10 protein-coding genes are annotated in these 14,834 nt (G+C 38.5%); 5 read left to right on the top strand and 5 right to left on the bottom strand.

The annotated features are described in order from the left end of the window. Positions 1-64 precede the first annotated feature (64 nt). A complete protein-coding gene (locus AC1RJ8_RS22710) occupies positions 65-433 on the top strand; it encodes a DUF1801 domain-containing protein (protein ID WP_492955852.1) in 369 nt (122 codons plus the stop codon). Between the two features lie 46 nt (positions 434-479). After that, complete coding sequence (locus tag AC1RJ8_RS22705; protein WP_492955853.1) at positions 480-932, top strand: 3-oxoacyl-ACP synthase; 453 nt, start codon at positions 480-482, stop codon at positions 930-932. A 125-nt stretch (positions 933-1,057) separates the two neighbouring features. On the opposite strand, the gene AC1RJ8_RS22700 is transcribed toward AC1RJ8_RS22705, so the two are convergent. The 4 genes from AC1RJ8_RS22700 to AC1RJ8_RS22685 all read right to left on the bottom strand — a co-directional run bounded on the left by AC1RJ8_RS22700 (position 1,058) and on the right by AC1RJ8_RS22685 (position 5,515). Further along, on the bottom strand, positions 1,058-2,227 hold the full coding sequence (locus AC1RJ8_RS22700) for an RsiV family protein (protein ID WP_492955854.1): 1,170 nt from the start codon (positions 2,225-2,227) through the stop codon (positions 1,058-1,060). A gap of 97 nt (positions 2,228-2,324) precedes the next feature. Continuing rightward, positions 2,325-3,206 carry a polysaccharide deacetylase family protein gene (locus AC1RJ8_RS22695; RefSeq protein ID WP_492955855.1) on the bottom strand — a complete coding sequence of 294 codons (882 nt, stop codon included), beginning with the start codon at positions 3,204-3,206 and terminating at the stop codon, positions 2,325-2,327. A gap of 11 nt (positions 3,207-3,217) precedes the next feature. Then, entirely contained in the window at positions 3,218-4,579 is a 1,362-nt protein-coding gene (locus AC1RJ8_RS22690) for a M1 family aminopeptidase (RefSeq protein ID WP_492955856.1), read from the bottom strand. Positions 4,580-4,636: 57 nt separating this feature from the next. Then, positions 4,637-5,515 carry a polysaccharide deacetylase family protein gene (locus AC1RJ8_RS22685; protein WP_492955857.1) on the bottom strand — a complete coding sequence of 293 codons (879 nt, stop codon included), beginning with the start codon at positions 5,513-5,515 and terminating at the stop codon, positions 4,637-4,639. Between the two features lie 176 nt (positions 5,516-5,691). Here AC1RJ8_RS22685 and AC1RJ8_RS22680 point away from each other — a divergent pair, with 176 nt between their 5' ends. Then, on the top strand, positions 5,692-8,199 hold the full coding sequence (locus AC1RJ8_RS22680) for a S9 family peptidase (protein WP_492955858.1): 2,508 nt from the start codon (positions 5,692-5,694) through the stop codon (positions 8,197-8,199). Between the two features lie 1,008 nt (positions 8,200-9,207). Here AC1RJ8_RS22680 and AC1RJ8_RS22675 read toward each other — a convergent pair. Beyond that, on the bottom strand, positions 9,208-10,044 hold the full coding sequence (locus AC1RJ8_RS22675) for a M57 family metalloprotease (RefSeq protein ID WP_492955859.1): 837 nt from the start codon (positions 10,042-10,044) through the stop codon (positions 9,208-9,210). A gap of 167 nt (positions 10,045-10,211) precedes the next feature. Between AC1RJ8_RS22675 and AC1RJ8_RS22670 the strand changes: the two genes are divergently transcribed. Further along, positions 10,212-12,989 carry a S8 family serine peptidase gene (locus AC1RJ8_RS22670; RefSeq protein WP_492955860.1) on the top strand — a complete coding sequence of 926 codons (2,778 nt, stop codon included), beginning with the start codon at positions 10,212-10,214 and terminating at the stop codon, positions 12,987-12,989. A 130-nt stretch (positions 12,990-13,119) separates the two neighbouring features. Then, positions 13,120-14,772: a M28 family metallopeptidase gene (locus AC1RJ8_RS22665; RefSeq protein ID WP_492955861.1), complete on the top strand. Its 1,653-nt coding sequence runs from the start codon at positions 13,120-13,122 to the stop codon at positions 14,770-14,772. Positions 14,773-14,834: the final 62 nt, after the last annotated feature.

The following is a 14,834-nucleotide window of genomic DNA, read 5'->3' as shown; positions in this document are numbered from 1 at the left end:
GTTCATTAGTCAATCGTTAATTGGTAGATGCGGTTAATCGACTTCAGACTACGGACTGAAGACTATGGACTATACATCATCTTACATTATGCTAAATCCTTTGGATAACTATTTCGAAAAAAAAGATGAACCTCTTAAAAGTTGCCTTCAATATTTAAGGTCGCTTTTAACAGGCTATGCTGATATTACAGAACATTGGAAATACGGAATGCCTTTTTATTACCATAAAGGAAAAATGTTCTGCTATCTTTGGACACATAAAAAACTCCATCAGCCTTACATTGGTTTAGTGGATGGAAATAAAATTGAACACGAAGATTTGTTGCAGGAGAAAAGAGCCAGAATGAAAATTTTATTGATTAACCACCTCGAAGATATCCCCAAAAAGAAAATCGAATCTATTTTAAAACGGGCCTTTGCCTTAAGGAAATAGTTTATCTTCCATTTAATATCACCCGTTTACATTACCCATTATTATAATGTCTGCATTAAAATCTAAACTTTATCAGCTTTGCTTAACTTTTATTCAAAATAGGATAGAAAATATTGAATATTCGCTGCAACAGGCCAGGCAAGCTTCGAACGATGATACAAAAAGTAGTGCAGGCGATAAATACGAAACTACGCGCGAAATGATGCAGCAGGAGATGGACCGCAACAGTAAATTACTTTACGAAGCAGGACAGCAGAAAATTGCATTACAGCAGATCGAAAATGTAGAATCAGATCGCCTGGTTAAAAACGGAAGTTTGGTTTTAACCTCAGAAGGTAATTTTTATATCAGCATCAGTGCAGGAGAGCTTAATACCGATGGACAAAAATTCTTTGCGGTATCGCAGGCTTCGCCAATCGGGCGGTTTTTGATTGGAAAAGCAATAAATGAAAGCTTTAAGTTTAATGGTAAGGAATATTTAGTGAAAGGCATATTATAAAAAGTCGTCATCTCGACTGGAGCATAGCGGAATGGAGAGATCCGTTTAGGAAGATTTCTCGACTTCGTTGCACTGTGCTCGAAATGACGACAATTTATTATAGCGATCTTCTTAAACTTCGCGAGCTATCTAATTCCCATCCTTTCTGCAAAAGCTGGTACCAAATAAGTCTTTAAATCCGAATAAGGGATAAATACAACAATCTGCCCTTGTGCATAACTCGCTACTTCATATGGGTTGTACATAAAAGCAATTCCGTTCGCATTGAAATAAAAATTTTTGTTCGGCTTTATAAAGTCATCAAAAAGAACAGTGCTCAGTGCATCTTGAGTTTTAATGTTATATTCTTTACGAAGATTGCGCTCTAAAATGCTTTGTAAGGTATTCGAATCAATTTTGATGATATCGCTCAGCACCAACTGTTTTTTGTTTTTTACATCTAAACAGAACATTAAGCTGCTATAATTGCCATGCGCACCACCGGTATAAGCATCAGCAAGGAAATCGATCACAACATAGCCATTATCATTAAAATTAACCGATTGCTGACTGTTATTAGTGTAGTTCATCCATGCCTGGAAATCGTCGCCACGGCTATTTTTTGATTGCTCGGTAACCTGGGTCTTATAATCTTTAAAATAAGCGGTGGCTATATTTTTAAAACCTATAGAACGGTCAACAGTAGATTTTACACCCGATATTTTTTTAAGCTCCGAGTTTAACCAGTTGCCGTATTCATACTTGTTTTTGCTTTCCAGGTATTCAAAACTGATTTCAGCAGCAGGCGATTTTGGCTGATCTGCAAATGCCTTAATTGAGTCTTTGTAAATCCCGGCGCTGAACGGATAGCTACCCTCAGGATACTTTTCTGTTAAAGCAATCGGAAACTTTTTGGTTTTATCGCCACTTTCCCAATTGCCATTAAAACCATTTCCATTCCACTTTAAGGCCAAATGCGGCGATTTAAAATCCTGAGTGAAATATGATTCATAAAAACTATACTCAGTAAGTACAATGCTATCTTTCCCGATTAAAGTATCGGTTGATAGATTAAGCCACGAGCCGTCATAGTAATAGGTACCACTTACATCATCATCAACCTTTTGCAAATGCATCACTACTTTTTTGCCTGCAATGGTACCTTCCAATCTCTTGTAAAAACTTTCTGTAAGTTCGGTCTTTGCATTCGCTGTGCTATCATTTGCAGTTTCAGCGGTATTGGCTCCATTTTTTGGGTTGTTACAGGCAGATATAATCAGTAATCCGAAAAGGAAAAAATGCAAATAATATTTCATAGCGATGGTATAAAGTTTTAGTGTTGCTAAGTTCGAATGTTGAAACGTTGTGCTTAACCTTTCAACATTCTAGCACTTTAAACTTTAAACCTCTTTGCTATGATTTTGTTTTATTAAAACTCTTGTTAATACTGTAATATAAGTTTTTAGCAGTGTATCTTCCCGGATCAATTATTCTCCTAATGGTATAAAGTGGATAATTTTCATCCCGTGCTGTTGAAAGTATAAATGCTGCTTTAAAACCATGTTCTTTTAGCTTGTGTAAAGTTGAAGCCTTAAAAACACCATAGGGATAAGCGAAATACGCTACTTTTTTCCCTGTAATTTCTTCCAGTTTTTTAGTTGGTGCATCAATTTGGGTTGTCCAGTCGGCATCGGTAAACTGTGCAAAGTTTTTATGGTCGTAGGTATGGCTGGCAATCGTATTTCCCTCGTCAGATAATTGTTTTATCTGTTCTTTAGTCATGTAATTGATCCGCCCTTTTCTGCCGATCGATACCGTCATAATAAAATAAACGCCTTTAAAGCCGTGTTTTTTCAATGTTGTATTCCCAATCGTAAATTGATCTTCATCCGTATCATCGAAAGTAATCATGATTGGTTTTTCGGGCAACTTGGCACCGTAAACCAGATAATTATATAACTGATCGGGTAAAATAGAATGGTAACCACTATCGGCCAGCATTTTCATGTGCTCTTTAAATTTATCAGGGGCAATAATGTCGTCGTGCGCTCTTTTGCTATCGCTGGCAATGTTGTTTCTAATCTGGTGGTAACACAGAACGGGCACCTCTCTGCGTGTCAGAATGGTTTTGTTATCTGCCGGTTTGGTATTTGTCGAGTCAGTTTTAACCGTTTCGATGGTGTTGGTTACAACAATTTTTTCTTTTTGCTTATTGCTCGAACAAGCCAGTGAAAATGATCCTAAAAAGAGAATTGATAAAAGGATATGAGTAGCGGGTTTTAAATGTTTATTCAAAGTTTTTAATTTTATTTAATCAAAGAAACGGCGTTTTCGGAAAGGATAAACTCTTTTTCATATGTATCCCATTCTTTGTGAGTAATGCCCGATTTTAAAGCATTTTTTCTGAAGAAGTTATAATCAGTTAATTCGTTTTTAGCAGTTAAGCAGGTGTTTAAGAATTTAAATATGCGTTGCTCACCAATCATTTGCTCCAGGCCACGGAGCAGAAATGGACCGTAGGCGTAGCGGTAAGTGCCTGAGATTTCATTACTTTCTTTAATGGCATTTAAAGGTTTGGCTTTAAAATCTTTTAGTTGTTTTCCCCTGTCCTGAAAATATTTAGTGCCGAAAGCTTTTCCGAATTTTTCTTCGCTTGCTTTTACCGATAAATACTCTGCAGTAGATTCTAAAAAGAACCAGAACAAAGTAGAGTTGGGTTGTAATACGTTGCCGAAATAATAATGACCAATTTCATGTGCAATAAATGGATAATCTGAAGAATCTTTAAGTTTACTGTGCTCTTCATCAATCATATCGCCCAGTTTAATGCCTGCAAAAGCTATTGTTGGAAAAGCCACAAAACCCCAGCTTCTGCCTTTGTTAAATTTTTCTACTGGCGCATGCTCAATAAATACATTTTTTGTATTGTATGGGATTTTTAAAATCTTATAATAATAGGCTTTCATTTCAGCAATATTCTGTTCAAAAACATTCAATTGCTTATCATTCATTTGCGTGTTTAAAAATAGCGCGCCATTGGTTTTTTGTACATTATAATCTCCGGCAAAAAGCATCGGCGCAATGGGGATATTCGATTTAAATCTGGCAATTGGGCCCGGTTTAGGAAGATCGCCGTTTACAAAAATCATCTTAGCATCCTTAACTGTTACCTGGATATCGAAGGTCATCTGTTCAATCAGCTTGTCGTTTTTGATGTCGTAAATGATAGGATACCATTTAGATTGATCGGCAGCCCGCACGGTTTTTCCATTAAAAGCAATCAATCCCTTAAAATCTATAAAGTTCAGTGTATCACTATAAATGGGGAATGCTCCTGTATAAGTAATATGTAGTTTACCAGGATTTACCAGTGTACTATCTTTGTATAACGGGACGTAAGTTAGACCCTCGCCACGCATAGCACCACCGTAAAAGCCAGAATATTTTAGGGTTTGGTTTGCAGAATCTTTTATAGCCTTAATGTTAAAGCCCTTATTGAGCACAATCTGATAGTCTTTTGCCAGGTTGGGGATGTTGCTGAGTACAAAATCGCAGGTAATCTGGCCTGTAGCCATTACAACCTCTGCTTTTCCGCTCAAGTGTGGTGTTTGTGCATGGAGCTTAATGATCTGAAAGAACAATAAAATAAATACTGCAATTTTTTTCATGTTGTTGAGGTAACTCATTAAAAAGAAAGTCCCCGGTTTTTGCCGGGGTTATTTTGCTTAAAAGCTGTTTTTAATGCTGTTGCTTAATGTTTTTGGCGACCAGTAACCACTGGCAATAATCCGGCGGATCGTAAACAACGGATCTTTTTCGTCGCGTTTGGTTGATAATTGATAAGCCATTCTAAAACCACGTTTTTTAAGCTCAGGAATACCTTCTGCATTCCATAAGCCAAAAGGATAGGCAAATTCTGTCATCTTTTTACCTGTAATTTCTTCCAGTTTTTTGGTTGGTTTATCCAATTGCTCTTCCCAATCCTTACCTGCATATTTTTTAAAGTTTTTATGGTCGTAGGTATGGCTGCCAATCACATTTCCTTCGTCAGCAAGTTGTTTAATCTGCTCTTTGCTCATGTAATCTACAAATTTACCTTTTTTGCCGATCGAAACGGTCATGATGAAATAAACGGCTTTATAACCCAGTTTATCTAAAGTAGGGCGCACAATGGTAAACTGATCCAGATCCGTATCATCAAAAGTTAGCATAATGGGTTTGCTCGGTAGGGCCGCACCAGTGTTTAGGTAGGCATAAAGCTGATCGGGTAAAATGGTATGGTAACCGCTATCGGCCAGCATTTTCATCTGGTCTTTAAAATTCTGGATTTCTACAATATAATCTTTACCTACTTTTCCATCGGTTGGCTTCCAGTTTCTTACCTGGTGATAACATAAAATAGGTACCTGTTTCCGGGCTAAAATGGTTTTGGCATCGGCAACCTTTATTTTCGAAACGTCAACGGTTGTTCCTGGACTTTCTGCAGTTTTGCTGGTTTGTGCAGTAGAATCTTTCGTAGCAGAATTTTCTGTTTGAGATTTAGACTGGCAGCTGGCAAATAAGATTACTCCGGCTGTTATTAGGGTTAAAAAGCTGTATTTCATTATGTGGATATATAGCTACAAAACTATAAAATCTGTCAATTATTTAACTATCAAAATAAATTGTGTTAATAATTATTTTCCGGTGCATAAAATTGTGCTAACTATCGCTTTTATTACACATTAAAGCCTGCTTAATATGCTTTAATTAAATAATTTAGCGGCTCAAACAAATTTTGATGAATAAACTTTATAAACTCCTGTTGTGTGCGCAGTTTTTATCCTTAACTGTAGCTGCACAAAATAAAACATTTACCCTAACCGAAAGTCTTCAGCCACAGCCTAAAGCAAATTATCAGCTTGCATCGCGTTTTTCGCCAAATAAGTTGAAAAAAATGGTTTATTCTACGGCTGTAGATCCGCATTGGCTAAAGTTAAGCAACCGTTTTTGGTATACTTTCGAAAGCCCGAAAGGAAAATTCTGGTACCTTGTAGATCCTGCATCAAAAAGCAAAAAGCTGATGTTTGATAATGCTAAACTGGCAGCAGATATTACCCTGATTGTTCGCGATCCATTCGATGCCGAACATTTACCGCTTGAAAATCTGAAATTTGCTGCTGATGAAAAAAGTATTTCTTTCGAAATCAAAAGCACGGTCGATGAGTTGAAAAAAGACAGAAAAGATAAAAAAGCGGCAGATTCTATGCAGAAGAAAATATTTTCTTTCAAATACGAACTGGCCAGCGCGAAATTAACTGAGGTGCCAAACTTCAGTAAGCCAAAGCCAAAACCATCATGGGGATCGGTAGCGCCAGATTCGTCGGCCATTATCTTCTCCCGTAACTACAACTTGTATTGGATGGATAAAGACAACTACAAAAAAGCGGTCAAAAATGAAGATGACAGCACGATTGTAGAACATCAGCTCACTAAAGACGGTGTTAAATTTTATTCGTATGGAAGTGACGGCGATGGTGAGAACAACGTAGAGAACGAAAAAAACAATAAAAAACGACGCGGTGCTTATGTACTTTGGTCGCCGAATTCGAAATATTTCGTGTTGGACAGAACCGATTCGCGTAAGGTTAAAGATCTTTGGGTAATTAATAGTGTTACACCTGGCCGTCCGACGTTAGAAACCTATAAATATCAGATGCCGGGAGAGGCAGAAGCCCCTCAGGATGAAGTTTTATTGTTCGATTTTGCTGCAAAATCTTATAAAAAACTGAGTGTTGCCGCTTTTAAAGATCAAAGTGTTTCAGTTTGGAGCAAACCATCATTAAATAAAGACCGCGATAACGAATTCCGTCCATCTATTTGGTTGGGTAACGATAGCAGGTTCTATTTTTCGCGCACCAGCCGCGATTTAAAACGTATCGACATCGGTACGGTTGATATTGCCAGCGGAAAAGTTACGCCTTTAATCGACGAACGTTTTAATACCTATGTTGAAGTTAACCGCCCAGGTTTGGTAAATGACGGCAATGAACTGATTCATTGGAGTGAGCGCGATGGTTGGGCACATTTTTATCTTTTTGACGGAAATGGGAAGCTGAAAAATCAGATTACCAAAGGCGCTTTCCACTGCGAGAGTATTGTAAATATCGACGAGAAAAAACGTATCCTTTATTTTACGGCAAATGGAAGGGAAAGTAAAGAAGATCCTTATTACTTACATTTATACAGCATCAATTTTGATGGCTCGAACATGAAACTGTTAAATGCAGGTGATTTTGACCATGTGGCGAATATGAACGATAACAATACTTTTTTTGTTGATAATTATTCGAGGGTAAACACAGCGCCAAAGGCGACGCTTTATAACGGAACCGGAAAAAAAGTGATGGATCTTGAAACTACAGATCTTTCATTATTAATAACAGCAGGTTACAAATTCCCTGAACCTTTCAAAGTAAAAGCAGATGACGGAATTACCGATCTGTACGGCGTAATGTATAAACCTTTCGATTTCGATCCTAATAAAAAGTATCCGGTTATTGAATATGTTTACCCAGGCCCACAAACCGAAGCTGTAAACAAAGCTTTTAGTAAGAGCATGGACCGTACGGAGCGTTTAGCTCAATTTGGTTATATCGTAATTACAGTAGGTAACCGAGGTGGAAACCCTTCTCGTTCTAAATGGTACCATACTTATGGTTATGGCAATTTGCGCGATTACGGTTTGGCAGATAAGAAAACTGCTATTGAGCAATTGGCAGCCAAATATTCTTACATCGACGAATCGAAAGTGGGCATTACAGGTCACTCTGGAGGTGGTTTTATGTCAACCGCTGCTATGTTGGTTTATCCTGATTTCTTTAAAGCTGCGGTTTCGAACGCAGGAAACCACGATAATAGCATTTACAACCGCTGGTGGAGCGAAAAACACCACGGGGTGAAAGAAACCATTTCGTTAAAGGGCGATACCTCATTTAAATACAGCATTGATAAAAACCCTGATCTGGCCAAAAACTTAAAAGGACATTTGTTATTGATGCACGGTGATGTGGATAACAATGTGCATCCGGCAAACTCTATCCGTGTGGCCAATGCTTTAATGAAAGCAGGTAAACGTTTCGATTTCCTGATTATTCCTGGTCAGCGCCATGGCTTTGGAGATATGACAGAGTATGCTTTCTGGAAGTTGGCTGATCATTTTAACAAATATTTAATCGGCGATTTTTCTGAACCAAGTGATGTTGATCTGGTAGAAATGGACAGAGATATCGAACAGAACGGGAAATAGTTTTGAATACAATAATTATTGCAATGGCCTGTGGAAACGCAGGCCATTTTTTATAACGATAAGTCGTCATTGCGAAGCTAATTTCCTTGCCATGGTTTGTGTCCTCACAAACCATTTTATAATTTTTTGGAAAGCAGGCTCAGGTAGTTCTTCGGTTATTTCAGCCCTGCTATTGCCTATAGTCCCGATTTGAAATTTTCTTAAATACAATATCGGTTTAAATCGGGAGCTATTCGGCGCTATCAGGTTTGGTTAGTTAGGGTCGTGTTCCAAATTTAAACCTTTCTATTGCAGAGTTTTTCCCCTTTCGCCATGGTTTGTGTCCCCACAAGCCATTTTATAATTTTTTGGAAAGCAGGCTCCGGTAGTTCTTGGGTTATTTCAGTCCTGCTATTGCCAATAGTCCCGATTTGATTTTTCTTAAATACAATATTGGTTTAAATCGGGAGCTATCAGTTGAAGACCCAAAACAGGCACCCTGCAACCTCAAAAATGGAATACTGCCTTGGCCACCTAGCCCCGGTTGAAGCGTTTACCCTGCAGCAACGAGGTACGAGGCAGTGAAGCGTATAAGCGAAAAACGGGGTGAGGCTGGATGTTCTGCACAGGTATTGCGCTCCGAAAAACTCGCCACTGCTGCATAAACCTTCATTAGGCGTGTCAATCTATCTAATTAGTGTTTACTGTTAGATAGCTTTTTTGGAAAGCAGGCTCAGGTAGTTCTTCGGTTATTTCAGCCCTGCTATTGTCTATAGTTCCGATTTGAAATTTTCTTAATACAATATTGGTTTAAATCGGGAGCTATTTGGCGCTATCAGGTTTGGTTAGTTAGGGTTGTGTTCCAAACTTAAACCTTTCTATTGCAACTTTTTTCCCGCCATGGTTTGTGTCCTCACAAACCATTTTGTTATTTAATTAACCACAGATAGTGTCCATCTGTGGTTAATAAACAAAAAAGCCCCGAAATTTTCGGGGCTTCTGATCTGTTAAGGTAATCCGTTAATGTTTTTATTTGTAAAGGTAATTTACTGCAATCACATCATTTGCGTTGAAAGTACGGTTGCCACCATTAGAACAAGCTAGCATAAATGAGCCTGCATCAGGAGTTGAAGGCGTTCCTGGGATTCTAATTGCGCCTACGTTTGATGCACCTTCGTTACCTGCGCCACTTGCGCCACAGCTAAAGGCACGGTTCATATAATCTGTATGGCGGAAACCGATGCAATGGCCAACTTCGTGCTGGATAACTGAAGCCAGATACAATAAATTAGGATTGGTACCATATGCCGCTGTATTGGTGTTCATTCTGATCTGGTTAAAAGGCTGACCTGAAGAAGTAGGGAAGCCCGCAGAGCCTAAGGTAATAAAGCCACCACTTGGACCTTCGTTAAAACCCACAACATTAATATTTCCGGTTGTACCTGCGCTAGCCCTTTGGAAAGTAATACGTAAACCCAATGAGTTGTATCTCGAAATCATGGTATTAACCGCATCGCTATATACCTGAGGTAAATTGGTTACCGACACTGTAATTACGCGTGGTAATGATTTAACAATGTTTGTGGTTCGGTACTGTTCAGTTTCGGCAATGTTTAAATTTGCACCAGTAGAAGGTTCAGCTAAATTGTCGTCAGTTAAAAGAATATCTCCCTCTACCAAATAACCTTCATCTATCTTACGGATATTGTCGGTACTGAAGCCTAAGGATTTGATCTGTGATAACTTGTCTGCTGAAATATCAGTTTTGTTTTCTATGGCATTTTCTGTATTATTACTCTTACATGAGTATAGGTTCGTGAGTAGAAGGCATGCTGCTGCAATCGATAAAAATTTTGTTCTTTTCATCTTAGTTAGAATTAAATTAGTTTAGGTTAAATAAGTTAGTTAATAAAATTTGTGGATTACCTTATAAATCCTAATTTAGGGAAGATAAATGATGTAAACAAAATTTTACAATAAAATAAATATTGAGAGTCGCTACTGTATTTTTAGTTATATGTTTTTGTCTGTCTGTGTTTGGTTTAAACGCACAAGTACAACCTGGTGGAATAGAAAAATATTTTGAGAAATATATTTCCAAAACTGGCAATTCGCAAAAATTAAGTGCCGAAAGCCTCATTTTGGTTCGGTTCAACCGTAAGTTAACGGCTACCGAAATTCAGTTATTGCATCCTAAAAAGAAACTTGCCGGCGATTATTTTATTGTCGAAAAATCGGCTGTTTCCAGCCTCTCCAATCATGTAATTTATCAAGAAAAAGCTAACGGACTATGGAAGGCCAGCGATCGGTTAATCAAAGTGCTCGCCAGGTCTACAAAAAAGGACGATTCCATTCTGGTCAGGTTATCCTTTAAAAATGTAAATGCTTTACCTGTTTCAACTAAAAAATTAAGCATAAAATCAATAGATGATATCAACAACATGATTATGCTTTATATTTTGCCGGCTGATTTAATGTTGATATTGGAGCAGGATGACGTTTTATACGCTGATGTTTTACCTGTTGCTAAAGAGGAGGTGGTAATTAATGGACTCGACCTGGGCTTAAACCAAATTTCTAATGCCCACAGTCTTTTTCCAGGTATTGATGGTGCGGGAATAAATGTTTCCTTTAAAGAAGGGATGTACGATGCGGCCGATCTTGATCTATTAGGTAAAACTTTACCTGGTGCGATTATCGGCAAAACGCCAACCTCCCACGCGACCATTATGGCTACTTTGGCATTAGGAAACGGCAATTCCTTTATCCGTGGTTTAGGTGCCGCGCCTAAATCCAAACTGGCATATTCTGATTTTTCTAATTTAATGCCAGATTTGGTGACTGATTTAAACCGGCTTCAGATTAAGGTTCAAAACCATTCATATGGTACCGATATAGACAATGACTACGGAATGGAAGCAGCTGCGTATGATAAGCAGATTTACGAAACCGATACTTTGATCCATGTTTTTTCTGCCGGAAATAAAGGAACAGCAACGCCATCAGTTGGTTTTTATCAAGGGATAACCGCCAGAGCCAATTTAACAGGCAATTTTAAGCAGGCTAAAAACTTATTGGTGATAGGGGGGATTAATAGAGAAAATATTTCTGAAAACCTGAGCAGCAAAGGTCCTGCATATGATGGACGCGTAAAACCGGAACTTGTTGCCTTGGGCGAAGACGGAACATCGGGCTCTGCTGCAATTACCAGTGGATCAATCGCTTTGTTAGAACAATTTTATCAGCAGAAATATAAAAAAGCGGCTTCTGCTTCATTGATTAGAGCAACAGTAATTAATTCGGCTGATGACTTGGGAACACCACAGCTAGATTTTTTATATGGCTATGGAAAATTGAATGTCGCCCAGTCGTTAAAAACTTTAGATGAAAACAGGGTGTCTTTGTACGAAGTGGCCAAAAATCAGGATTTGCTTATTCCCCTGGCAATTCCGGTAAATGTAGCTGAAGTGAAACTAACCATTACCTGGAACGATCCTCCTGCTGTGGTAAATGCAGCACAAAGTTTGGTTAATGGATTGGATTTAAGTCTAGAAAATCCTGCCGGAAATTTAACGCTGCCCTGGGTGTTAAGCAGCTTTCCTCATTTAGATTCCCTCTCAAAACCAGCGGTGCGTAAAGCCGACGTTATCAATACCATTCAGCAGGTTAGCCTTGATAATCCCTCGGCGGGTGCTTATAGGATTCATGTTAAGGGTAACAGGATCGCACAGGGCAATAGCCAGCGCTTTGCGATGGCTTATCGTTATACACTCAAAAACACTTTTTCGTTCATCAATCCCGAAAAAAACGAACAGTTTTTTGCCAATGAACAAAACTACATCAGGTGGGAAAATACTTACACCAGTAAAACCGGAAACTTATCGGTGAGCTATGATGGAGGGACTACATGGAAATCAATTGCTTCGGGGATCGATTTAAGTAAAGGTTTTTACCATTGGGACACGCCAGATTTGTTTGCTAAAGCAATGATAAAAATGGAAGTGGAGGGAAATGTAATATTGAGTCAATCATTTACAATTTCTAGTCCAAGGGTATTGAAAGTTGGCTATGTATGTAAAGACGGGGCGGTGCTCAACTGGAATCCACAGCCTGGGGCAAAAGATTATACTTTGTACAATATCGTAGATAATATGCTTTCTCCGGTGTTAACCCTCACTGATACCATAGTTAAGCTTGATGCAAGCAAGATTAATAGTAGATATTTTGCGATAGCAGCTAACGGAGTAGATTTTACAGGTTTAAAAAGTTATACCATCGACTATACACAACAAGGCATTGCCTGTTATGTGAAGAATTTATCTGCATCTGTAAGTGAGGATAAAGTAAAACTCGATCTGAGTATTGGAAGTACTTTGGATTTAAAGAATATTATTTGGGAAAAACAGACGGGAGTTAATACTTACACGGTTTTACAGCAAACTCAACCTGTTCAGAATCAACTCGATTATACCATTTTTGACGATAAGCCGAAAGCTGGCATCCAGTTTTATCGCGTTACTTTCGAAACGGCCAGCGGTCAGGTGCAGAGCGATCTGGTATCTGTTGTATTCCTTAAAGAGAATGAATTTTCTTTCTTCCCTAACCCCGTAGCCGATTATTTAACTATTCTGAGCGGATCGTTCGAAGATTATAGTTTATCTATTTTTAATATTTTAGGACAAAAGGTTTTTGAAGAAAAGGCCACAAGTTCTAATAAATTTGCCCTTAATGCTTTATCTACAGGTGTTTATGTAGGTGTGATCAATAAAAACGGGCAGCAGTTAAAGAAATTTAAGCTGATTAAGAAATAATTTTCCCTTATTCAGATCTCTCCACTGCGGTCGAGATGACGATACGTTTCATAAATACCTGTAAGAATTTGCCATTTTCTTCGTATTTTTCAGCAAATGCGATTAATTATCAAAAAACAATCCTTTATAAATGAAAAAATTCCTTCTGCTTTCCAGTTGTGCGCTCGTTTTCTTTGGTTCCTGTAAGCAAGGCACAAAAAGCACTGATGTTGATGCCGATTCTTTAGCCATCAAGGCCATTAATGACTCGAGTTTAACTCAATATTTATCGGTAATTGCAGCTGATAGTTTAGAAGGGCGAAAGCCTTTTACGAATGGAGAAACCAAAACCATTAATTATCTAAAAACTCAGTTCGAAAAATTGGGCTTACAGCCAGGCAATGGTGACAGTTTCTTTCAGGAGGTTCCTATGGTGGAGATTAAATCGGTACCTGAAGATAAAATGGTGTTTAAAGGCAAAACAGCATCTTTAACCTTAAATTATCTAACTGATTTTGTAGCCGGTACCCGCCGTGTGCAAGATGAAGTAGGCATGAATAACTCGCCACTGGTTTTTGCCGGTTATGGCATTGTTGCACCCGAGTATGGCTGGAACGATTATGCGAACCTTGATGTAAAAGGAAAAACAGTAGTGGTGTTGATTAATGACCCTGGCTTTGCCGATTCTACCTTGTTTAAAGGGAAAAATATGACTTACTATGGCAGATGGACCTATAAGTTCGAAGAAGCAGCCCGTCAGGGGGCTACAGGGATTATTATTGTTCATGATACCGAGCCGGCAGCTTACCCCTGGACAGTTGTTCGAAGTGGCTGGTCGAAATCTAAACTTACCCTGCAAAGCGAAGACAATGGAATGAGCAGGGCTGAAGTAGAAGGCTGGATTACTTTAGATAAGGCGAAACAACTATTTGCATTGGATGGTAAATCATTCGATCAATTGGCTTTAAGTGCTCGGAAAAAAGGTTTTAAAGCTGTCGATTTAAACATTACAACTTCAGTAAAGGTTAAAAATACCATCAAAAAATCGGTCACTTATAATGTTCTGGCTAAAATACCTGGCGATAAACGTAAAGATGAAGCTATTATTTATTCCGCACATTGGGATCATTTAGGGGTAGGAGAGAAAATACAGGGTGATTCGATTTACAACGGAGCGGTTGATAATGCAACAGGCGTAGCCGCTTTATTCGAAATTGCTTCGGCCTTTAAAAAGTTGCCTAAAGCACCAGGGCGTACCATTTTATTTATTTCTTATACGGCCGAAGAACAGGGCCTTTTAGGTTCTGAGTATTATGCCAAACATCCTGCTTTTCCACTAGCCAAAACCGTAGCCAATATCAATATGGATATGATGGGTATAGCTGGTAAAACCAAAGATATTGTGGTGTACGGCTTTGGCCAGTCAGAACTGGAAGATTATGCTACAGCGGCGGCTAAAAAACAGGGAAGGGTAATCGTGCCAGATCCTGTTCCGTCTTCAGGATTATACTACCGTTCAGATCATTTTAATCTGGCTAAGGTTGGTGTACCCTCACTGTTTACAGGTTCAGGCGTAGATAACATTAAAAACGGCAGAACATGGGGATTAAAACAAGTGGCCGATTTTACAAAGTTCCGTTATCATTCGCCACAGGATAATTTCGATGCCAAAACATGGGATTTATCAGGTATTGTAGAAGATGTAAGAATGCTCTTTGATATGGGCTACCGCATTAGTAATGAAGATTCTTATCCGAAATGGAAAAACGGATCTGAATTTAAAGCCATTAGAGAAAAGAAGTAAAACAAAAAGCGTCCCGATGGTAAACCGGGACGCTTCTTGAAAAAAAAGTCATTTATTAAACA

It is taken from the genome of Pedobacter sp. GW822-FHT03F06 (assembly GCF_058801365.1).
Note: the sequence above shows the minus strand (reverse complement) of the source record. Positions and strands in the feature narration are given on the sequence as shown.

What these genes read in the sequence shown, in the direction of transcription:
- AC1RJ8_RS22710 (WP_492955852.1), top strand. Translation starts at nt 65, where the DNA reads ATGGACTATACATCATCTTACATTATGCTAAATCCTTTGGATAACTAT.
- AC1RJ8_RS22705 (WP_492955853.1), top strand. Translation starts at nt 480, where the DNA reads ATGTCTGCATTAAAATCTAAACTTTATCAGCTTTGCTTAACTTTTATT.
- AC1RJ8_RS22700 (WP_492955854.1), bottom strand. Translation starts at nt 2,227, where the DNA reads ATGAAATATTATTTGCATTTTTTCCTTTTCGGATTACTGATTATATCT.
- AC1RJ8_RS22690 (WP_492955856.1), bottom strand. Translation starts at nt 4,579, where the DNA reads ATGAAAAAAATTGCAGTATTTATTTTATTGTTCTTTCAGATCATTAAG.
- AC1RJ8_RS22685 (WP_492955857.1), bottom strand. Translation starts at nt 5,515, where the DNA reads ATGAAATACAGCTTTTTAACCCTAATAACAGCCGGAGTAATCTTATTT.
- AC1RJ8_RS22680 (WP_492955858.1), top strand. Translation starts at nt 5,692, where the DNA reads ATGAATAAACTTTATAAACTCCTGTTGTGTGCGCAGTTTTTATCCTTA.
- AC1RJ8_RS22675 (WP_492955859.1), bottom strand. Translation starts at nt 10,044, where the DNA reads ATGAAAAGAACAAAATTTTTATCGATTGCAGCAGCATGCCTTCTACTC.
- AC1RJ8_RS22665 (WP_492955861.1), top strand. Translation starts at nt 13,120, where the DNA reads ATGAAAAAATTCCTTCTGCTTTCCAGTTGTGCGCTCGTTTTCTTTGGT.